Here is a 21,459-nt window from a genome sequence, read left to right on the forward strand (position 1 = left end):
GAGTAGTCACTGGGCTTGAGCAAGAGCTGTACCAGTCCACCCAACCCCAGGTTTTCCGGGGCTTGCAGCGTGACGACTGGGCAGCGCTGTAGGTGTTTCAAGACTGTTTGTTGAATGACTGTTGCCTGGTGAACAGTTGCGTGGGCAACAGTGGGATCAGGTGATGGGGTTGTTATAAAGCCAGATTGTTATTCCGCAAAATACTATAAAATAATATTTATAGATCTTTATCGAATATTCCATGGGTGCGCACGGGGGCATTAGAAAAACTCGATAGCCACTATCGAAAGCGTTGATTTCTGCCGGCCGGAGGGCGCGAGTAGCCTGTGTTCATTGCCCCGAACCCAGATGCCAGGACGCCCAATCATGAAAGCCTTACTCACCACTGCCGTGCTGCTCGCTGCCTCCGTCCTCGCCGGATGCGCCACCCATGTCTCCCCGGAACTGCGTCCCTACACCGACGAAGAAACGCGAGAACTGGCGATGGAAGCGTTGAATCGTCGGGGCCTTTCGTTCGACGAATACCATGCTAAAAAAGCCGAATTGCTCGGCCAGCCACAGAAAACCTTCGGTTACGACAAACAGGGTGAAATGAGCGCTGGACGTGCTGTCCAATTGCATGGTCGTCCAAGCTGAGCCACTGTACTGCTCGAACTTTCACGCAACTGTCCATGGGCTTCCCGGCAGGCGTGCGATAGGGTCAATACCTGACCGACCCTGGACTGCCACCGATGACGCTCTCGCTCGACCTGCTGCTGGGCTTCGCCCTGTTTGCTCTTGTGACCTCGATCACGCCCGGCCCAAACAACACGATGTTGCTGGCATCCGGCGTGAACTTCGGCTTTAACCGAACTATCCCGCATATGCTAGGCATTACCTGCGGCTTCTTTGTGCTGGTGGTGGCGGTCGGATTCGGCCTGGGGGCAGTGTTTCAAACCTATCCGTTGCTCTACACCGTTTTGCGTTATGTCGGCGCGGCGTATTTGCTGTACCTGGCGTGGAAGATCGCCCACTCGGGGCCGGTCTCCGACAGTGAGAGCGGCCAGGGAAAACCGATCAGCTACCTCGGTGCGGCCGCCTTTCAGTGGGTCAACCCCAAAGCCTGGATCATGGCCATCGGCGCCATCAGCACTTACACGCCGATGCAGGGCTATTTCACTAATGTCATCGTGATCGCAGCCGTTTTCGCCATCATCAACCTGCCCAGCGTCGGCGTCTGGGCGGCGTGTGGCACGCTATTGCGCAACGTGCTCAAGGATCGTCGCTGGTTGCGCCTGTTCAACTGGGGCATGGCCGCGCTGCTGGTGGTCTCGTTGTATCCGTTACTGCTCGAAAGCTTTAGCTGACGCATTGCTTCAACCCGTTGCCCGATGCCTGTTAAGCTCGCCTTCAGGAGCGTTCCAACGCACTTTCAAATGAAGTCGTCCTCTTCAACGCATCCGATCAGGCCGCGCCGGTGGACAGATTCCCGGCCACTGATCCCGGAACAAGCTCTGCGAGTCTCTTATGAATAAACGCCCGCTGTATTTCGACTACGCCGCCACCACGCCGGTGGATGAGCGAGTCATTCAGGTGATGGTCGAGTGTCTTGGCTTTGCCGGCAATTTCGGCAACCCGGCGTCCAGCTCCCATGCGTTCGGTCGCGAGGCGCGGCAAACGGTCGAGCAGGCGCGCCGGCAAGTCGCTGATCTGGTCGGCGCCCAGGCATCGCAGATTGTCTGGACGTCCGGTGCCACCGAATCCAACAACCTCGCCCTCAAGGGCGTGGCCCAGGCCCGAGGCGTGTCCGGCGGTCACATAATAACCAGCCAGATTGAACACAAGGCCATTCTCGATACGGCCAGACAGTTGCAGGACAGCGGCGTTGCCGTGACCTACCTGGTGCCGGACGCGCAGGGCCTGATTACGGCCCAGGCTGTCAGCGAAGCGATGCGCGAGGACACCTTCCTGGTGTCGCTGATGCTGGTCAATAACGAGTTGGGCACAGTCAATGACATCGCTGCCATCGGTGAAGTCGTACGCGCCCGTGGGGCCTTGTTCCATGTCGACGCCGCTCAGGGCGCGGGGAAAGTGGCAATAGACCTGGCGAAGCTGCCGGTAGACCTGATGTCCTTCTCGGCGCATAAACTCTACGGCCCCAAAGGCATCGGCGCGCTGTATGTCGGGCCGCGGGCCCAGCAGCGATTGCAGGCGCAGATCCATGGCGGGGGCCATGAAGGTGGTTTGCGTTCCGGTACGCTGGCCACTCATCAAATTGCCGCCATGGGCGTAGCCTTCGCACTGGCGGCGCAGGTGTTCGATGAAGAAAAAGCCACCATCGTGCGTCTGCGCCAGCGTCTGCTCGATGGCTTATCGAGCCTGCCGGGGGTGAGCGTCAATGGCAGCCCGACCCAGCGCATTCCCCATACCCTGAGCCTGACCTTCGCCGAGGGCGAGTTCAATTCCACGGCGTTGAGCACCTCGATTGCGTTTTCGGCGACCTCGGCCTGCAACTCCGCGAGCAATACGCCTTCCCACGTGCTGCTGGCACTGGGGCATGACGCCCGTTCGGCGAGCCGTACCGTGCGTTTGAGCCTGGGCCGATTCACCACCGAGCAGGATATCGACCAGGCGGTGCAACTGATTAAAGCCAACTGCGCCAGTGCTCCGGCATTCTGGGCAACGTGATACTAAAGTGCCGGCCCGACCGGCACTCAACAATGAGTGGTTAGCAGGAGACATGATGAGTACGCAGCCTTCGATCAACGGTTCGGTGCCCCAGCGCCTGGCGCAGACCCGCGAGCTGATGAGCCGGGAGGGCATTCATGCCCTGTTGGTGCCGTCGGCCGACCCGCACCTGTCGGAATACCTGCCCGGCTACTGGCAGGGGCGGCAATGGTTGTCGGGCTTCCACGGTTCGGTCGGTACATTGATCGTCACGCCGGATTTCGCCGGAGTATGGGCCGACAGCCGCTATTGGGAACAGGCGACCAAGGAACTCAAGGGCAGCGGCATTGAACTGGTCAAGCTGCAACCGGGCCAACCGAGCCCGCTGGACTGGCTGGCCGAGCAAACCCCGGAAGGCGGTGTGGTTGCCGTGGACGGTGCAGTGATGGCGGTGGCGTCGGCGCGGACCCTGGGTGGCAAGCTCGAAGAGCGCGGCGCGCGCCTGCGTACCGACCTTGATCTGCTCGATCAGGTCTGGGGCGATCGCCCGGAACTGCCGAACGAGCCGATTTATCAGCACCTTCCTCCACAAGCGACCGTCAGCCGTGGCGAGAAACTCGCCAGCCTGCGCGAAACACTGAATGCGCGGGGTGCCGATTGGCATTTCATCGCCACCCTCGACGACATCGCCTGGCTCTTCAACCTGCGCGGCGGCGACGTGTCGTTCAACCCGGTATTCGTGTCCTTTGCACTCATCAGCCAGCAACAGGCGATGCTGTTCGTGGCCTTGAGCAAGGTCAGCGCAGAGTTGCGCGCAGTGCTCGAGCAGGACGGCATCACTCTGCGCGACTACAGCGAAGTGGCCGACGCCCTGCGCGCGGTGCCGGATGGCGCCAGCCTGCTGGTGGATCCGGCACGTGTCACGGCCGGGCTGCTGGATAACCTGGGCAGCGGCGTGAAACTGGTCGAAGGCTTGAACCCGACGACTTTGGCCAAATCGCAGAAAAGCCTGGACGACGCCGCGCACATTCGCCGCGCGATGGAGCAGGATGGCGCGGCGCTGTGCGAATTCTTCGCCTGGCTGGAATCGGCCTGGGGCCGTGAGCGCATCACCGAACTGACCATTGACGAACACCTGACCGCTGCACGCGCCAGGCGTCCGGACTACGTGTCGCTGAGCTTCAACACCATTGCCGCGTTCAACGCCAATGGCGCCATGCCGCATTACCACGCGACCGAAGAAGAGCATGCGGTGATCGAAGGCGACGGCCTGTTGCTGATTGACTCCGGCGGCCAATACCTGGGTGGCACCACAGACATTACGCGGATGGTGCCGGTCGGCACGCCGACCGCAGAGCAGAAGGGCGATTGCACCCGCGTCCTCAAGGGCGTGATTGCCCTGTCTCGCGCGCGTTTTCCTCGGGGGATCCTGTCGCCGCTGCTGGACGCCATCGCCCGTGCGCCAATCTGGGCGGACAACGTCGACTACGGTCACGGCACCGGTCACGGCGTGGGGTATTTCCTCAACGTCCACGAAGGGCCGCAAGTGATTGCCTATCAGGCCGTGGCGGCGCCGCAGACTGCCATGCAGCCAGGCATGATCACGTCCATCGAGCCGGGCACTTACCGTCCTGGTCGCTGGGGTGTGCGTATCGAGAACCTGGCGATGAACCGCGAGGCAGGTAAGAGCGAGTTCGGCGAGTTCCTCAAGTTCGAAACCCTCACCCTGTGCCCGATCGACACCCGCTGCCTGGAAGCGTCATTGCTCACGGCCGAGGAAAAAGAATGGCTCAACGACTATCACGCGCAGGTGCGCGAGCGCTTGAGCCCGCTAGTCGACGGTGCGGCACTCCAGTGGTTGAACACGCGCACGGCGGCTATCTGATCGGCTTGAATTCGGGCGCTGCCTGCAGCGCCTGGCTCATGTAGTCGACAAAGGCCTTGACCCTGGCGGATTGGCGACGATTCGCCGGGGACACCGCGTGTACTGGCTCCACTGTCGTTTCGCGGGGCAACGTATTCCGGGGTGTTTACCTTGCTGCCGCTGCTCACTGGCGTAGGGCGCGAGCAGCACGGGCAGATTCTTCGCCAGGCGGCGCAGTTGATCGAGGCGGGCGAGCTCAAGCCATTGATGGATCCGCGCACCTTCACGCTGGAGAATGCCGAATCCGCCCATGAGCTGCTGAAGTCGGGAGCAGCCGAGGGGCGGTTGGTCATCGAGGTCTAACGCAAGGCTTCGATGACGAAGTCCAGGCGATCCTGGCCGAAGTACAACTGGTTATCGACGAACATGCTCGGTGCACCGAACACGCCACGAGCCACGGCCTGCTCGGTATTGGCCTTCAGCGTCGTCTTGACCTCTTCATCGGCGGTCAAGGCCAGCACTTCAGTGGGGTCGAAGCCGTTCTGCGTCAGCACGGCGGCGACCGTCGCCGGATCGTCAAGGCTACGCGCTTCGACCCAGAGTGCGTGGAACAGGCACTCGATGAACGCCTGAAAACGTTGCGGATGGCGCAGTTGCATGCCCGTGACGGCGCGCATCAGCATCAGGGTATTGATGGGGAAGTTCGGGTTGTATCTCAGGGGTACGCCATATCGTTGGGCATAACGGTCCAGGTCCTGGAACATGTAGCGACCCTTGGCCGGAATGGTTGCCGGGGATGCATTGCCCGTGGCCTTGAATACACCGCCGAGCAGCATCGGAATGTAGATCAAATGGCTGTCGGTCTGCGCGCAGATTTTCGGAAGCTGGGTGTAGGCCAGGTAGGTGGCAGGGCTGCCGAGGTCGAAGTAGAACTCCACGGTTTTGCTCATGATCGGTGCGCTCCTTGTTATTGTTTGGGGGAGGCTTACCAGCGTTCGTTCCAGGGACGCAGGTCCAGCTCGAAAGTCCAGGCGTCGCGAGGTTGGCTGTGCAGGAACCAATAGTTGTCGGCGATGTGCTCGGGGTCGAGGATGCCGTCCTGATCCTTGGTGGCGTACTTTTCGGGGAAATTGTCGCGAATGAAATCGGTGTCGATGGCACCATCGACGACCACATGGGCCACATGGATGTTCATCGGGCCCAGCTCGCGCGCCATGCTCTGGGCCAGTGCGCGGATGCCATGCTTGGCACCGGCGAAGGCGGCGAAACCGGCGGCTCCGCGTAAACCAGCAGTCGCACCGGTAAACAGGATCGTGCCCCGTTGGCGCTTGACCATGCGCAAGGCGACTTCACGGGCATTGAGGAATCCGGAGAAGCAGGCCATTTCCCAGATCTTGAAGTACTTGCGTGCGGTCTCTTCGAGGATGCTGCATGGCACATTGGCGCCGATATTGAACACGAACGCTTCGATGGGGCCGAGCTGGCTTTCGATCTGCTCGATGAGCGCCACCACATCCTCTTCCTTGCGCGCATCGCAGGCAAAACCGTGGGCTTGCCCACCGGCAAGGTTGATGGCATCCACCAAGGGTTGAAGCTTGTCGGCGCTGCGCCGGGTCACGCAGGCGATGAAGCCTTCCCGCGCGAATCGCCGGGCGATTGCGCCGCCCGTGGCATCCCCCGCCCCCACTACCAGAACGACTTTGCTGTTATTCATGCTCGACCCCATCGCTGAACGATCGTTGATGCAACGGACGTTATGCCGGGGATCGGACGGGCGTCAAGACGGTGAAACGGACAGACGACCGGCCTTTATTTGCAGATGACAATCATGCTGCGGCTGGTGTAGCCGGCAGGGTTGAGACCGAACGGATAGTCGCCGGGCTCCTCCACGCCATCCCCTGACTTGGCGATGACCTTGTAGCTCTTCGGCGCGCATGAGTTGGCGGCACTGGCGTAGCACTTGTCCCACGACGACGACAACCCGGAGCAGTTGATATGCAAACCTTTCTTGCCACGTTTGGTGTGGGTTTCCGCCGTCGCCGCGCAGCCTGCAATTGCAAGCACGGCGATCAGTATCAAAATACGTTTCATTGCTGTCCTTAAAGCGTCCCGGATCTTCGTGCCCGGGTCTGGCAGTAATCGCTTTCGCTGAAGCGTCGCTGATGTCCCTATCCTGAAAAGTCCATGTTTGAGATTAAGTGCGGGCTAAACATGGCCTAAATGAGCGGCAAATACCAGAGTTTCATCATTTGCGTGTCAGTCTGCCGCGATTGCGGGCCTGGCACTGCTGCCCATGGTCAGGGTCGCGCCAACCGACGCTGAAATGATGCACATGATCGCCATCCATTGTGACAGGGTGAGGTACTCCTGAAGGAACAGGAGGCCGGACAGTGCGCCGAACGCCGGTTCGATACTCATCAGCGTGCCAAACGTGCGGGTTGGCAACCGGGTAAGGGCAATCATTTCCAGGGTGTAGGGCAGGGCCGTGGAGAGGAGGGCGACACCGATGGCCACGGGAATCAATGAAGGCGTCAGCAGGGCACTGCCAGCATGGGCGATGCCAAAAGGTGTGACAACCAGTGCGGCGATCATCACCCCCAGCGCGGCAGTCTGTACGCCGTTGTCATTGCCGGCCTTCTGCCCGAAAAGAATGTACAAGGCCCAGCAGACTCCCGCCGCCAGTGCGTAGCCTGCGCCGAGCGGGTCGATACTTGAGGTCGTTGCGCCTGTCGGTATGAGCAGCATCAACCCGACCGCTGCGAGAGCGACCCACAAAAAATCGATTGCGCGGCGCGAAGCATAGATGGCGACTGCCAACGGGCCTGTGAACTCCAGCGCGACGGCAATACCCAGTGGCACTGTGCGCAGAGACATATAGAAGAGGAGGTTCATGCCGCCCAACGCTATTCCGTAGACGATGACGGTGCGCATGGATTTCGCGGTGAGTTTTGCACGCCAGGGGCGCAGCAGCGCGATCATGATCAAACTGGCGAAGATCAGTCGCAACGTGGTGGTGCCTTGGGCGCCGGCTATGGGAAACATGCTTTTGGCCAGGGAGGCGCCGGATTGGATCGACGCCATGGCTATCAACAGCAGGCCGACCGGGAATAAGGTCGAAGCAAGGCTTCGGGGTTGTTCATTCATTATGAGAAATCGTCCAGGGCAGAAATCAAAAAGCTGATTGTCGATTGAGCAATATACTGCGCACTCTCAAGGCGCGCATCTATATATAGAGGGATTTCAGGTTTTTTGATAGAAAAGCTAAATTAGATGTTGACGGCAGATTTCAGAAGTCTATAATTCGCCCCACTTCCGGCGCAGTCGAAACGGAAAACTCCTTGGTAAACAACGAGTTACGCAGTTTTCGACGGTGTTCAGCTTCAGATCATCGAAGCCTGGAAGGAGTCGGTCAGGCAGGAAGTTGTCGCTTGATAGACGGTTCGATCTTCTCGGTCGAAAGCGGTGAAAAAGAGGTGTTGACAGCAGCGTGTAACGCTGTAGAATTCGCCTCCCGCTGACGAGAGATCGGAAGCGCAAGTGGTTGAAGTTGCAGAGGAAACTTTGAAAACTTCTTAAAATAACCGCTTGACAGATACACCAGGCGCTGTAGAATGCGCGCCTCGGTTGAGACGAAAGCTCTTAACCAACCGCTCTTTAACAACTGAATCAAGCAATTCGTGTGGGTGCTTGTGGAGTCAGACTGCTAGTCAACAGATTATCAGCATCACAAGTTACTCCGCGAGAAATCAAAGATGTAACCAACGATTGCTGAGCCAAGTTTAGGGTTTTCTCAAAACCCAAAGATGTTTGAACTGAAGAGTTTGATCATGGCTCAGATTGAACGCTGGCGGCAGGCCTAACACATGCAAGTCGAGCGGTAGAGAGAAGCTTGCTTCTCTTGAGAGCGGCGGACGGGTGAGTAATGCCTAGGAATCTGCCTGGTAGTGGGGGATAACGTCCGGAAACGGACGCTAATACCGCATACGTCCTACGGGAGAAAGCAGGGGACCTTCGGGCCTTGCGCTATCAGATGAGCCTAGGTCGGATTAGCTAGTTGGTGAGGTAATGGCTCACCAAGGCGACGATCCGTAACTGGTCTGAGAGGATGATCAGTCACACTGGAACTGAGACACGGTCCAGACTCCTACGGGAGGCAGCAGTGGGGAATATTGGACAATGGGCGAAAGCCTGATCCAGCCATGCCGCGTGTGTGAAGAAGGTCTTCGGATTGTAAAGCACTTTAAGTTGGGAGGAAGGGTTGTAGATTAATACTCTGCAATTTTGACGTTACCGACAGAATAAGCACCGGCTAACTCTGTGCCAGCAGCCGCGGTAATACAGAGGGTGCAAGCGTTAATCGGAATTACTGGGCGTAAAGCGCGCGTAGGTGGTTTGTTAAGTTGGATGTGAAAGCCCCGGGCTCAACCTGGGAACTGCATTCAAAACTGACAAGCTAGAGTATGGTAGAGGGTGGTGGAATTTCCTGTGTAGCGGTGAAATGCGTAGATATAGGAAGGAACACCAGTGGCGAAGGCGACCACCTGGACTGATACTGACACTGAGGTGCGAAAGCGTGGGGAGCAAACAGGATTAGATACCCTGGTAGTCCACGCCGTAAACGATGTCAACTAGCCGTTGGGGACCTTGAGTCTTTAGTGGCGCAGCTAACGCATTAAGTTGACCGCCTGGGGAGTACGGCCGCAAGGTTAAAACTCAAATGAATTGACGGGGGCCCGCACAAGCGGTGGAGCATGTGGTTTAATTCGAAGCAACGCGAAGAACCTTACCAGGCCTTGACATCCAATGAACTTTCCAGAGATGGATTGGTGCCTTCGGGAGCATTGAGACAGGTGCTGCATGGCTGTCGTCAGCTCGTGTCGTGAGATGTTGGGTTAAGTCCCGTAACGAGCGCAACCCTTGTCCTTAGTTACCAGCACGTTATGGTGGGCACTCTAAGGAGACTGCCGGTGACAAACCGGAGGAAGGTGGGGATGACGTCAAGTCATCATGGCCCTTACGGCCTGGGCTACACACGTGCTACAATGGTCGGTACAGAGGGTTGCCAAGCCGCGAGGTGGAGCTAATCCCACAAAACCGATCGTAGTCCGGATCGCAGTCTGCAACTCGACTGCGTGAAGTCGGAATCGCTAGTAATCGCGAATCAGAATGTCGCGGTGAATACGTTCCCGGGCCTTGTACACACCGCCCGTCACACCATGGGAGTGGGTTGCACCAGAAGTAGCTAGTCTAACCTTCGGGAGGACGGTTACCACGGTGTGATTCATGACTGGGGTGAAGTCGTAACAAGGTAGCCGTAGGGGAACCTGCGGCTGGATCACCTCCTTAATCGACGACTCAGCTGCTCCATGAGCTCCCACACGAATTGCTTGATTCATTGAAGAAGACGATTAGAAGCAGCTCCAAGCTTAAAGCTGCAAGCTTCAAGTTTGATTGCGCTAAGCATCAAAATTGGGTCTGTAGCTCAGTTGGTTAGAGCGCACCCCTGATAAGGGTGAGGTCGGCAGTTCGAATCTGCCCAGACCCACCAATTTTGTTATGGGGCCATAGCTCAGCTGGGAGAGCGCCTGCCTTGCACGCAGGAGGTCAGCGGTTCGATCCCGCTTGGCTCCACCATTAACTGCTTCTACTTGTTAGAGTTTAGAAATGAATATTCCGTTGTGAATATTGATTTCTAGTCTTTGATTAGATCGTTCTTTAAAAATTTGGGTATGTGATAGAAAGATAGACTGGACGTTACTTTCACTGGTAACGGATCAGGCTAAGGTAAAATTTGTGAGTGACTCTTAAGAGTTTTGCGAATTTTCGGCGAATGTCGTCTTCACAGTATAACCAGATTGCTTGGGGTTATATGGTCAAGTGAAGAAGCGCATACGGTGGATGCCTTGGCAGTCAGAGGCGATGAAAGACGTGGTAGCCTGCGAAAAGCTTCGGGGAGTCGGCAAACAGACTTTGATCCGGAGATGTCTGAATGGGGGAACCCAGCCATCATAAGATGGTTATCTTAAGCTGAATACATAGGCTTAAGAGGCGAACCAGGGGAACTGAAACATCTAAGTACCCTGAGGAAAAGAAATCAACCGAGATTCCCTTAGTAGTGGCGAGCGAACGGGGACTAGCCCTTAAGTGGCTTTGAGATTAGCGGAACGCTCTGGAAAGTGCGGCCATAGTGGGTGATAGCCCTGTACGCGAAAGTCTCTTAGTCATGAAATCGAGTAGGACGGAGCACGAGAAACTTTGTCTGAATATGGGGGGACCATCCTCCAAGGCTAAATACTACTGACTGACCGATAGTGAACTAGTACCGTGAGGGAAAGGCGAAAAGAACCCCGGAGAGGGGAGTGAAATAGATCCTGAAACCGTATGCGTACAAGCAGTGGGAGCAGACTTTGTTCTGTGACTGCGTACCTTTTGTATAATGGGTCAGCGACTTATATTCAGTGGCGAGCTTAACCGAATAGGGGAGGCGTAGCGAAAGCGAGTCTTAATAGGGCGTTTAGTCGCTGGGTATAGACCCGAAACCGGGCGATCTATCCATGGGCAGGTTGAAGGTTAGGTAACACTGACTGGAGGACCGAACCGACTACCGTTGAAAAGTTAGCGGATGACCTGTGGATCGGAGTGAAAGGCTAATCAAGCTCGGAGATAGCTGGTTCTCCTCGAAAGCTATTTAGGTAGCGCCTCATGTATCACTGTAGGGGGTAGAGCACTGTTTCGGCTAGGGGGTCATCCCGACTTACCAAACCGATGCAAACTCCGAATACCTACAAGTGCCGAGCATGGGAGACACACGGCGGGTGCTAACGTCCGTCGTGAAAAGGGAAACAACCCAGACCGTCAGCTAAGGTCCCAAAGTTATGGTTAAGTGGGAAACGATGTGGGAAGGCTTAGACAGCTAGGAGGTTGGCTTAGAAGCAGCCACCCTTTAAAGAAAGCGTAATAGCTCACTAGTCGAGTCGGCCTGCGCGGAAGATGTAACGGGGCTCAAACCATACACCGAAGCTACGGGTATCATCTTCGGATGATGCGGTAGAGGAGCGTTCTGTAAGCCTGTGAAGGTGAGTTGAGAAGCTTGCTGGAGGTATCAGAAGTGCGAATGCTGACATGAGTAACGACAATGGGTGTGAAAAACACCCACGCCGAAAGACCAAGGTTTCCTGCGCAACGTTAATCGACGCAGGGTTAGTCGGTCCCTAAGGCGAGGCTGAAAAGCGTAGTCGATGGAAAACAGGTTAATATTCCTGTACTTCTGGTTATTGCGATGGAGGGACGGAGAAGGCTAGGCCAGCTTGGCGTTGGTTGTCCAAGTTTAAGGTGGTAGGCTGGAATCTTAGGTAAATCCGGGATTCTAAGGCCGAGAGCTGATGACGAGTGTTCTTTTAGAACACGAAGTGGTTGATGCCATGCTTCCAAGAAAAGCTTCTAAGCTTCAGGTAACCAGGAACCGTACCCCAAACCGACACAGGTGGTTGGGTAGAGAATACCAAGGCGCTTGAGAGAACTCGGGTGAAGGAACTAGGCAAAATGGCACCGTAACTTCGGGAGAAGGTGCGCCGGTGAGGGTGAAGGACTTGCTCCGTAAGCCCATGCCGGTCGAAGATACCAGGCCGCTGCGACTGTTTATTAAAAACACAGCACTCTGCAAACACGAAAGTGGACGTATAGGGTGTGACGCCTGCCCGGTGCCGGAAGGTTAATTGATGGGGTTAGCTAACGCGAAGCTCTTGATCGAAGCCCCGGTAAACGGCGGCCGTAACTATAACGGTCCTAAGGTAGCGAAATTCCTTGTCGGGTAAGTTCCGACCTGCACGAATGGCGTAACGATGGCGGCGCTGTCTCCACCCGAGACTCAGTGAAATTGAAATCGCTGTGAAGATGCAGTGTATCCGCGGCTAGACGGAAAGACCCCGTGAACCTTTACTATAGCTTTGCACTGGACTTTGAATTTGCTTGTGTAGGATAGGTGGGAGGCTTTGAAGCGTGGACGCCAGTTCGCGTGGAGCCATCCTTGAAATACCACCCTGGCAACTTTGAGGTTCTAACTCAGGTCCGTTATCCGGATCGAGGACAGTGTATGGTGGGTAGTTTGACTGGGGCGGTCTCCTCCTAAAGAGTAACGGAGGAGTACGAAGGTGCGCTCAGACCGGTCGGAAATCGGTCGTAGAGTATAAAGGCAAAAGCGCGCTTGACTGCGAGACAGACACGTCGAGCAGGTACGAAAGTAGGTCTTAGTGATCCGGTGGTTCTGTATGGAAGGGCCATCGCTCAACGGATAAAAGGTACTCCGGGGATAACAGGCTGATACCGCCCAAGAGTTCATATCGACGGCGGTGTTTGGCACCTCGATGTCGGCTCATCACATCCTGGGGCTGAAGCCGGTCCCAAGGGTATGGCTGTTCGCCATTTAAAGTGGTACGCGAGCTGGGTTTAGAACGTCGTGAGACAGTTCGGTCCCTATCTGCCGTGGACGTTTGAGATTTGAGAGGGGCTGCTCCTAGTACGAGAGGACCGGAGTGGACGAACCTCTGGTGTTCCGGTTGTCACGCCAGTGGCATTGCCGGGTAGCTATGTTCGGGAAAGATAACCGCTGAAAGCATCTAAGCGGGAAACTTGCCTCAAGATGAGATCTCACTGGAACCTTGAGTTCCCTGAAGGGCCGTCGAAGACTACGACGTTGATAGGTTGGGTGTGTAAGCGCTGTGAGGCGTTGAGCTAACCAATACTAATTGCCCGTGAGGCTTGACCATATAACACCCAAGCAATTTGAGTCGAAAGGCCAGATTGCGGTGTTGTGAAGACGAAACGAACCGAAAGTTTGCAGCTCACAAAGCACCGAAAGCCATCACATACCCGATTCGCTGGAATGTCAAAAGACACGTCAGCTCAAGAATTTCTTGACGACCATAGAGCATTGGAACCACCTGATCCCATCCCGAACTCAGTAGTGAAACGATGCATCGCCGATGGTAGTGTGGGGTTTCCCCATGTGAGAGTAGGTCATCGTCAAGATTAAATTCCGAAACCCCAATTGCGAAAGCAGTTGGGGTTTTGTTTTTGTCCCGGGAAAAGTCTGGCTGACGGAATCGTCATCAAGCATGCCCTTCGTTTTTGATATCGTGCTCGTCCATTTTTTCACGGACTGATTTCTAGCCTAGGAACGGCGCTTCATTGCCAGTCAAAGAGCAGCTGTAGAAATGCCCGAACCGATTCCGATCAAGGATCACGAGAAAGAGACGCGCCTGGTCAACAAAAGGCTGATGGCGTGCGCGCTGTTCGTCGTCGCCATCATGTGTACGCTGGTTGCGCGTATGTACGTGCTGCAAGTGATGGAGTTCGATTATCACTCGACGATCTCCGAGAACAATCGTGTCCATGTCTTGCCGATCACCCCGACCAGAGGGCTGATCTACGACCGCAACGGTGTGATCCTGGCCGACAACCGTCCCAGCTTCAACCTGACCATCACCCGCGAACGCGCCACCGACGTCAAGCAAGAGCTGGACGAGGTCGTCAACCTCCTGCATTTGTCCGCCGAAGATCGCGCGTTGTTCGACAAAGCGATGAAGCAGGGGCGTCATCCCTTCGTGCCCGTCACCCTGTTTTACGAGCTGAGTGAAGAACAGATCGCCGTGCTTGCCGTCAATGAATTTCGCCTGCCCGGGATCGATGTCGAACCGCAGTTCGTTCGTCACTACCCCATGGCCGAGCATTTCGCCCATTCGATCGGCTACGTCGGTCGTATCAATGAAAAGGAAGCCAAGGCGCTGGACACGGTTGAATACCGTGGCACCCAATCCATCGGCAAGACCGGCATCGAGAAATTCTACGAGTCAGAACTGCACGGCCACGTGGGTTATGAAGAAGTTGAGACCAATGCCCAAGGCCGAGTCCTGCGCGTGCTCAAACATACCGATCCCATACCCGGCAAAAACATCGTCCTGAGCCTGGACGCCAAGCTTCAGCAAGCCGCTGAGGATGCACTCGGGGACCGTCGCGGCTCGGTGGTTGCTCTCGATCCGTCCACCGGCGAAGTGCTGGCCATGGTCAGCAAACCCAGTTTTGACCCGAATCTGTTTGTCACGGGTATCAGCTTCAAGGAATACGCGGCGCTGCACGATTCCATCGACCGCCCATTGTTCAACCGTGTCCTCAGGGGCCTCTATGCGCCCGGTTCGACAATCAAGCCTGAAGTGGCAATCGCCGGTCTGGATGCCGGTGTAGTTACACCCCAGACTCGCGTCTTCGATCCCGGTTACTACCAGTTGCCGGACTACGATCACAAATACCGCAACTGGAACCACAGCGGTGACGGCTGGGTGGACATGGACGCGGCGATCATGCGTTCCAACGACACTTACTTTTACGATCTGGCCCACAAGCTGGGCATCGACCGCCTGCATGACTACATGGCGATGTTTGGTCTCGGTGAGAAAGTGTCGCTGGACATGAACGAAGAGTCTGCTGGCCTGATGCCGTCCCAGGCCTGGAAGCGTGCGACGCGCCGTCAGGCGTGGTTCCCAGGCGAAACCGTGATCCTTGGCATCGGTCAGGGGTACATGCAGGTCACCCCGCTGCAACTCGCCCAGGCCACCGCGCTGATCGCCAATAAGGGTGTCTGGAACCGCCCGCACCTGGCCAAGACCGTGGACGGTGTCGCTCCGGTTGATGAACACCCCATGCCCAACATCCTGCTCAAGGACCCGCGTGACTGGGAGCAGGTCAACCACGGCATGCAGATGGTCATGCACGATGCGCGCGGCATTGCACGTGCAGCCGCGCAAGGCGCTCAGTACCGCATCGCCGGCAAGAGCGGCACCGCGCAAGTGGTCGCGATCAAGCAGGGCGAACGTTACAACCGTGAGAAAACCCTCGAGCGTCACCGCGACAACGCCTTGTTCGTCGGTTTCGCCCCGGCCGAGCACCCGAAGATCGTGATATCGGTGATGATCGAAAACGGCGAGGCCGGTGGCCGTGTCGCGGGGCCTGTGGTGCGGCAGATCATGGATGCCTGGTTGCTGGATCAGGATGGGCACCTCAAGCCCCAGTATGCGACGCCTAGCAAGGTGCCTGGGGATCCGCATGTTTGATCTGGGGTTCTTTAGCGCCTGATAGGCCGTCTTCGCGGGCAAGCCCGCTCCCACAGTGGCCGGTGTCGTTCACATATCCTGTACAACACGTAACCCTGTGGGAGCGGGCTTGCCCGCGAAGAACGATAACGCGGTCCCCCTATAAAACCACAAGCGCCGTAAGGCACTTGCCATCGCCCTGACGTTAACGTAAAGATGCTTCAGGGCGCCGATGTTCGAAGGCGCAGGGCGGACGACCCGGAGCGCTTGATGACGCTGATAAAAACAAACTCCCCCAAACTTCACCGTGAAGCCCGGCTGGCTCGGGAAAAACTCCACCTGGAAGGCGAAGTGCCTGACGGTGTTCTGCGGGCCGAGATCGATGCTTCGTGGCGACGCAGCTTGAGTCATGGCGTGCATTTCAACAGCAAGCATGAATTGGCGCCGGAATCGAGCGCGAGCCTTGACGTGCTATTGAGCAATAATCGCTTGTTGATCGACGCCGCATTGCCTGCCATCGATTACCTGGCCGAGCGTCAGGGCAAGGAAGGGTTGATCATCCTCGCAAACTCCGATGCGACCATCCTGGCCGTCGAGGGCCGTGCCGATCGACTCAAGGGCAGTGGCCTGCAAGACATCGCCCTGGGGGCCTGCTGGAGCGAAGCCGCTCGTGGCACCAACGCACTGGGCACTGCCCTGGTGGAAGCCCGGCCAACGATGATTGATTGCGGCGAACACTACCTGGATCGCCTGACTGATTTTTCCTGCACTTCCGTGCCGATCTACTGCCCGCAAGGAGACATCCTCGGCGTCCTCGACTTGACCCGCGAAGGCCCGCTCGGCCGCGTTCACGACAGCACCGCGCTGCTGGCCCTGGCCGTCAGCCAAATCGAGAGCCGGGTGTTCAACGCCAGTTTTCCCGACCAGATTGTGTTGGCCTTCCATAGCCGTCGGCAATACCTCGAGTCGCCCTGGCAAGGGCTGCTGGCTGTGAGCCTCGGCGGACAGATCCTCGCGGTCAGCGCCCAGGCCTGCCAGTTGTTGGGGGCCGAGCGCTCGGCGCTGGTAGGGAGGCGTTGCGAAGAGTTTCTCGGCGTGGATGGCCTGCAATTGCTTTCGCGCCTGCATCAGGGTGGTTCCGGCAGCCTGCAGACCGCCAAGGGCGAGTTCTTCTACAAAACCCTGCGCGCTCCCCAGCGCTCACTCAATGTCAGCGCACCCGCGCCGCGCAGTACCATGAAAACCGCGAAGACAGCCCCGGACCTGGAATCCCTGGCCGGCAGCAATAGCCGTTACGCCCGCGCCTTGCGGATGGCGCGTCAGGGCCTGGCCAACGAGTTGCCGGTGTTGCTGCTCGGTGAAACCGGCACCGGCAAGGAAGTCATTGCCCGCGCCCTGCACATGGCCGGTAGCCGCGCAGACAAACCCTTCGTCGCGGTGAATTGTGCGGCGATCCCTGAAGGCCTGATCGAGTCTGAATTGTTCGGCTATCGCGAAGGCGCCTTCACCGGTTCGCGACGGGGCGGCATGATCGGCCGTTTGCAGCAGGCCCATGGCGGCACCTTGTTCCTCGATGAAATCGGCGACATGCCCTTCGCGTTACAGGCACGTCTGCTGCGGGTGTTGCAGGACCGCAAGGTGGCACCATTGGGGGCGGGCGAAGAGCAGGACATCGACGTCGCCCTGATCTGCGCGACCCACCGTGACCTCAAGCGCCTGGTCGAAGACAAGCATTTTCGCGAAGACCTGTTCTATCGCGTCAACGGCATCAGCGTGATGCTCCCGGCGTTGCGCGAGCGCGACGATTTCAGTGCGCTGGTGAGTCGGCTGCTGGCACGGCTCGACGCGCCGAGCGTAGTCCTGCACGACGATCTCGGGCGGCTGCTCGCCGGTTACCACTGGCCGGGCAACATTCGCCAACTGGAAATGGTCCTGCGCACCGCACTGGCCATGCGTGAGCCGGGCGAGAGTGTGCTCACCCTCGATCACCTGCCCGACAGCATGCTCGACGAATTGACCGCCAACGAACGTCCGCAGGCAGGTAGTATCCGCGAGAATGAACTGGAGATGATTCGCCAGTCCCTGGACAGCCATCAGGGCAACGTCTCGGCAGCCGCCGACGCCCTGGGCATCAGCCGTGCGACCCTTTACCGCAAACTCAAACAGTTGCGTTCCTGATGTGGATTGTTCGGCTGGTCGACAGCCACAACCCCGAAGCCCTCCAAGCGGCGCTGCACTGGCTGTACGGTTTCGTCAGGCCGCAGCGCCTGGCAATCGTCGGGCTGCTTGGGCTGTCGGTCTGCGCATCGGCGCTGGTGTTGGTGCAACCCTGGCTGACCAAGCTGTTGATCGACGATGGCCTGCTGGCCCGTAACTTCCCGATGCTGGTGCTGATCGCCGTGTTGATGATCGTCGCCGGGCTGCTCGGCACGGCACTCTCGGGAATCAATCGTTACCTGCACACGCGGCTGTCCGGGCGGATTCTGTTCGCGCTGCGCGACGACCTCTATCGCCACCTGCAGACCCTTTCGCCCGGTTTCTACGGGCAACGGCGCATTGGCGACCTGATGTCGCGCCTGGATGGTGATGTCGCGGAGATCCAGCGCTTTGCCGTGGATTCGTTGTTTTCCGCCGTGTCCAGCGTGATCGGCCTGGTGGTCGCCGTGGCGATGCTGGTGACCCTGTCGTGGCAACTTTCCCTGCTGGCGTTGGTGCTGATTCCCCTCGACGTGTTGTGGCTGCGTTGGATGAGGCGCAAGGTCGAACGTGACGTGCGGCAGTTGCGTGAGCGATCGGCAGACATGTCCTCGTTCATGGTCGAGACACTGCCGGTGATGAAGTTCATCCAGTCGGCCGGGCAGCAACAGCGCGAATCTCGGCGGCTGGAGTCTCTGGGGCAGGGCTACATGAGTCAGTTGTTGCGCCTGCAGGTCACCGAGTTTTTCACCCAGGCCGTGCCGGGCACATTGACCTCATTGTCCCGTGCCTGTGCATTCCTGATCGGCGGTTACTGGGTGGTGCAGGGCACCTGGCAATTGGGTGCGCTGATCGCGTTTTCAACGTACCTGGGCATGGCCGTCGGGCCGGTGCAGAGCTTGCTGGGACTGTATGTGGCCATACAGCGCATGACCGTCAGCCTCGGCCGTGTGATGGAGTTGCGCGGCGAAGAGCCAACCGTGCTGACCCCGGCCGAACCCCAGCCAATGCCGGCGTGCGGCGACTTGCGTTTTGACGACGTGCACTTCAGCCATCCGGGTCGGCCGGCGACCCTGAGCGGGATCCAGGCACAGATACCTTACGGTGTGAAAGTGGCCCTCAGCGGTGGCTCCGGGGTGGGCAAGTCGACGTTGATCGACCTGTTGCAACGCCATCACGATCCGCAGTCCGGTCGGGTACTGCTGGGCGAGACCGATGTACGCGAACTGGACCTGATGCAATTGCGCAGGCAGATCGCCGTTGTCAGCCAGGACATCGTGCTGTTTCGCGGCAGCCTTGCCGACAACCTCGCCTACGCGGTGCCGGATGCAAACCGCGAAGCCATTGCCAAAGTGGCACACCTGGCGCAACTCGACAGCCTGATCGCCTCCCTGCCCGAAGGCCTCGACAGCCCGTTGGGCGAACGTGGCCAACAGTTGTCCGGCGGGCAGAAACAGCGCATCGCGATTGCTCGGGCGCTGTTGCAGGATCCGATGATCCTGGTGCTGGACGAAGCGACCTCGGCGGTGGACGAAGCCACCGAGCGCGAAGTGATCGAGGCCATCGACCGATTGTTTGCCGGGCGTACGCGCATCCTCATCAGCCATCGGCCTTCCACCCTGGCTGACGCCGACCTGCGCTTCGAACTGATCGATGGCGTGCTGACGTCGAAAACGGTGGCCCATGAAGCGTGAGCTGCGAATCGGCGTGGTCGACAGCGGGCATTCGGCGGCGCAGCGGGTGCAGGTGGTTGCCGGTCGGCGGTTCTCGTTGCTCGAAGACGCCTTGCTTGAGGATGCCTTGCACGACGACGTCCTTGGCCACGGCAGTGCGGTGATCGAGGCGATTAGCCGACGGGCCCCCGGGGCGCTGTTCTGCGTGGCCCAGGTGTTCGATCAACGCGGTGTCACCACTGCCTTGCAGATCGCCACGGCCATCGACTGGCTGGTGGCGCAGGATGTGCGGCTGATCAATCTCAGCCTCGGCTTGCGCCAGGACCGCAACCTGCTGCGTGAGGCCTGTGCAATGGCGGTCGAGCGGGGCGTTTTGCTGTGCGCCTCCAGCCCGGCCCAGGGTGAGGGTGTTTACCCGGCCCGTTATCCACAAGTGCTGCGGATCACCGGCGATGCGCGTTGCGCGGAGCAGGAGTGGTCCTGGCTGGACAGCGCCCAGGCGGATTTCGCCGCGTGCGTGCATGGCACTTATCCTGGGCAATCGGGGGCGAGCCTGGGGTGTGCGGCGCTAAGCGGGCACATCGCCGCTTTTCTGTTGGAGCACCCCGAGGCGAGCAATCAGCAGATCATCGATCGTCTGCGAGACAACGCCCGTTATCGCGGTCCTGAACGGCGTAGTGGGCCATGATCGCGATTCTTGGCGCAGGCCCTGCCGGGGCGGCCGTGGCCCTGGGTCTGCGCCGATTGGGCTTTGAGGTGACGCTGGTATCCGAGTGGCGCCGGTTCGCGGCGCTGGAAGGTGTGTCCGTGCGGGTGTTGGAAGCCTTGCGCGGCGCCGGCCTGCACCACGCGCTGGCCGAGGCGACGCTGCCGTCCCAGCGTCAGGTGTCATGGAATGGCCAGCAGCACGCGCAGAACATCGAGTATCTGCTCGATCGCCCGGCGTTCGACCGTGGCCTGCGCGAAGACCTGCGCCTGGCCGGTGTTGAACTGATCGAGGGCCGCGTGCTGGGCGTGCAGTCATTGGCCACGGGGGCGCGGATCGAGATCGAAGGGCATGGCGTACTCGCCTGTGACTTCCTGGTGGAAGCTCGCGGTCGTCAGGCGCCGGCCTCGCACAAAGCACTGGGCAAGGGGCTGCGCGGGCCGGAGACGGTCAGCCTGCTCAACCGCTGGCAAGGCCCGCCGGGCGAGACCGCCAGCGCCGTGGAGAGCCTTGAGGACGGCTGGGCGTGGATGGCGCGGCGGGCGGACGGCCAATGCTACTGGCAATGGACGGTGGACGTGGCCAGCGCGCAACTGCCGGGAAAGGCGCAGTTGCTCGAATATTGCCGCCAGCGGCGCCAGGGCTCGGCGTTGGGGCGGGCGTTTTTCGGCGCCGATGCCGAGGCCAAGGTCGAAGCGCAATTGCATGCACGCAGCAGCACGGCGATCTTGAGCCCGCAGGTGTGTGGTGATCAGTGGATTCGTGTCGGCGACGCGGCGATGGCGGTGGACCCGCTGTCGGGCAACGGGATTTTCCAGTCGTTGTCCTCGGCGTTGCAGGCGCCGGTGGTGATCAACACGCTGCTGCGAAAACCGGAACGGGCGGCCCTGGCCCAGCGATTTCACCAGCAGCGGGTGGAGCAGCTGTTTCTTCGTTTTGCGCGCATCGGCCGGGACTTTTATGCCGATGAGCAGCGCTGGGCGGATCAGCCGTTCTGGCTGGCCCGGCGGCAATGGCCGGACGCCGAGGTGGCGCATGCCCAGGCGGATTTTGCGTCACTGCGCATAGAGCGGGCGCCGGTGTTGCGCGATGGGTTTGTCGATGAGGCCGAGGTGGTGATCACGGCGGATCAACCGTTGGGGATCTGGCATGTGCAGGGGATAGAGCTGGCGCCGTTGCTGCGGCGCTTGTCGGTGGAGCCGGTAGGGCAGGTGTTGGCAGGGTTGTCGGTGGAGCAGGGGAAGGTGGTCAGGGGGTGGTTGTTGGCTCAGGGGTATAAGCCCTGAGCCT

13 protein-coding genes, 2 tRNA genes, 3 rRNA genes and 2 pseudogenes are annotated in these 21,459 nt (G+C 58.8%); 15 read left to right on the forward strand and 5 right to left on the reverse strand.

What is annotated here, in order from left to right:
- Window positions 1-366 precede the first annotated feature (366 nt).
- From AB4O36_RS05210 to AB4O36_RS05225, 4 genes are all read left to right on the forward strand, one after another.
- Window positions 367-636, forward strand: coding sequence for a hypothetical protein (locus AB4O36_RS05210; protein ID WP_460141177.1), 270 nt, complete (start codon window positions 367-369; stop codon window positions 634-636).
- A 95-nt stretch (window positions 637-731) separates the two neighbouring features.
- The gene (locus AB4O36_RS05215; RefSeq protein ID WP_460122210.1) at window positions 732-1,346 is read left to right on the forward strand and encodes a LysE family translocator; all 615 of its coding nucleotides are present in this window, start codon (window positions 732-734) and stop codon (window positions 1,344-1,346) included.
- Between the two features lie 160 nt (window positions 1,347-1,506).
- Complete coding sequence (locus AB4O36_RS05220) at window positions 1,507-2,667, forward strand: cysteine desulfurase family protein (protein ID WP_460141178.1); 1,161 nt, start codon at window positions 1,507-1,509, stop codon at window positions 2,665-2,667.
- Window positions 2,668-2,722: 55 nt separating this feature from the next.
- A complete protein-coding gene (locus tag AB4O36_RS05225; protein ID WP_460141179.1) occupies window positions 2,723-4,531 on the forward strand; it encodes an aminopeptidase P family protein in 1,809 nt (602 codons plus the stop codon).
- On the opposite strand, the pseudogene AB4O36_RS05230 reads toward AB4O36_RS05225, so the two are convergent.
- A pseudogene (locus AB4O36_RS05230) lies at window positions 4,524-4,637 on the reverse strand (LysR family transcriptional regulator); the annotation flags it as partial. The gene AB4O36_RS05225 and the pseudogene AB4O36_RS05230 overlap by 8 nt on opposite strands.
- Between AB4O36_RS05230 and AB4O36_RS05235 the strand changes: the two are divergent.
- Window positions 4,634-4,873 (forward strand): annotated as a pseudogene (locus AB4O36_RS05235) (zinc-binding dehydrogenase); the annotation flags it as partial. The pseudogenes AB4O36_RS05230 and AB4O36_RS05235 sit on opposite strands and share 4 nt — an antisense overlap.
- Here AB4O36_RS05235 and AB4O36_RS05240 read toward each other — a convergent pair.
- The 4 genes from AB4O36_RS05240 to rhtA form a co-directional block, all read right to left on the reverse strand.
- Window positions 4,870-5,460, reverse strand: coding sequence for a 2-hydroxychromene-2-carboxylate isomerase (locus AB4O36_RS05240; protein ID WP_460122215.1), 591 nt, complete (start codon window positions 5,458-5,460; stop codon window positions 4,870-4,872). The pseudogene AB4O36_RS05235 and the gene AB4O36_RS05240 overlap by 4 nt on opposite strands.
- A gap of 35 nt (window positions 5,461-5,495) precedes the next feature.
- The gene (locus AB4O36_RS05245; protein ID WP_460141180.1) at window positions 5,496-6,224 is read right to left on the reverse strand and encodes an SDR family oxidoreductase; all 729 of its coding nucleotides are present in this window, start codon (window positions 6,222-6,224) and stop codon (window positions 5,496-5,498) included.
- Window positions 6,225-6,319: 95 nt separating this feature from the next.
- Window positions 6,320-6,601: a hypothetical protein gene (locus AB4O36_RS05250; protein WP_460122219.1), complete on the reverse strand. Its 282-nt coding sequence runs from the start codon at window positions 6,599-6,601 to the stop codon at window positions 6,320-6,322.
- Window positions 6,602-6,766: 165 nt separating this feature from the next.
- The gene (gene rhtA, locus AB4O36_RS05255; protein WP_460141181.1) at window positions 6,767-7,654 is read right to left on the reverse strand and encodes a threonine/homoserine exporter RhtA; all 888 of its coding nucleotides are present in this window, start codon (window positions 7,652-7,654) and stop codon (window positions 6,767-6,769) included.
- Between the two features lie 665 nt (window positions 7,655-8,319).
- Here rhtA and AB4O36_RS05260 point away from each other — a divergent pair.
- The 10 genes from AB4O36_RS05260 (at window position 8,320) to qhpG (ending at window position 21,455) form a co-directional block, all read left to right on the forward strand.
- Window positions 8,320-9,856, forward strand: a 16S ribosomal RNA gene (locus tag AB4O36_RS05260).
- A gap of 125 nt (window positions 9,857-9,981) precedes the next feature.
- A tRNA-Ile gene (locus tag AB4O36_RS05265) sits at window positions 9,982-10,058 on the forward strand.
- Window positions 10,059-10,068: 10 nt separating this feature from the next.
- A tRNA-Ala gene (locus AB4O36_RS05270) sits at window positions 10,069-10,144 on the forward strand.
- Between the two features lie 237 nt (window positions 10,145-10,381).
- A 23S ribosomal RNA gene (locus AB4O36_RS05275) occupies window positions 10,382-13,275 on the forward strand.
- Between the two features lie 146 nt (window positions 13,276-13,421).
- Window positions 13,422-13,537 (forward strand): 5S ribosomal RNA (rrf, locus tag AB4O36_RS05280).
- Together the 16S, 23S and 5S rRNA genes with 2 tRNA genes alongside form the textbook arrangement of a ribosomal RNA operon.
- Before the next feature lie 185 nt (window positions 13,538-13,722).
- Complete coding sequence (mrdA, locus tag AB4O36_RS05285) at window positions 13,723-15,615, forward strand: penicillin-binding protein 2 (RefSeq protein ID WP_460141182.1); 1,893 nt, start codon at window positions 13,723-13,725, stop codon at window positions 15,613-15,615.
- 249 nt (window positions 15,616-15,864) lie between these two features.
- On the forward strand, window positions 15,865-17,772 hold the full coding sequence (locus tag AB4O36_RS05290) for a sigma-54-dependent Fis family transcriptional regulator (RefSeq protein ID WP_460141183.1): 1,908 nt from the start codon (window positions 15,865-15,867) through the stop codon (window positions 17,770-17,772).
- Window positions 17,772-19,484 carry an ABC transporter ATP-binding protein gene (locus AB4O36_RS05295; protein ID WP_460122226.1) on the forward strand — a complete coding sequence of 571 codons (1,713 nt, stop codon included), beginning with the start codon at window positions 17,772-17,774 and terminating at the stop codon, window positions 19,482-19,484. The genes AB4O36_RS05290 and AB4O36_RS05295 overlap by 1 nt, the downstream gene beginning before the upstream one ends.
- Window positions 19,474-20,151, forward strand: coding sequence for a subtilisin-like serine protease QhpE (gene qhpE, locus AB4O36_RS05300; protein WP_460122227.1), 678 nt, complete (start codon window positions 19,474-19,476; stop codon window positions 20,149-20,151). The genes AB4O36_RS05295 and qhpE overlap by 11 nt, the downstream gene beginning before the upstream one ends.
- Window positions 20,148-21,455, forward strand: a complete 1,308-nt coding sequence (qhpG, locus tag AB4O36_RS05305) for a flavin-dependent monooxygenase QhpG (RefSeq protein ID WP_460122229.1) — start codon at window positions 20,148-20,150, stop codon at window positions 21,453-21,455. The genes qhpE and qhpG overlap by 4 nt, the downstream gene beginning before the upstream one ends.
- Window positions 21,456-21,459 lie beyond the last annotated feature (4 nt).

This window comes from Pseudomonas sp. S2_E01, assembly GCF_054668365.1.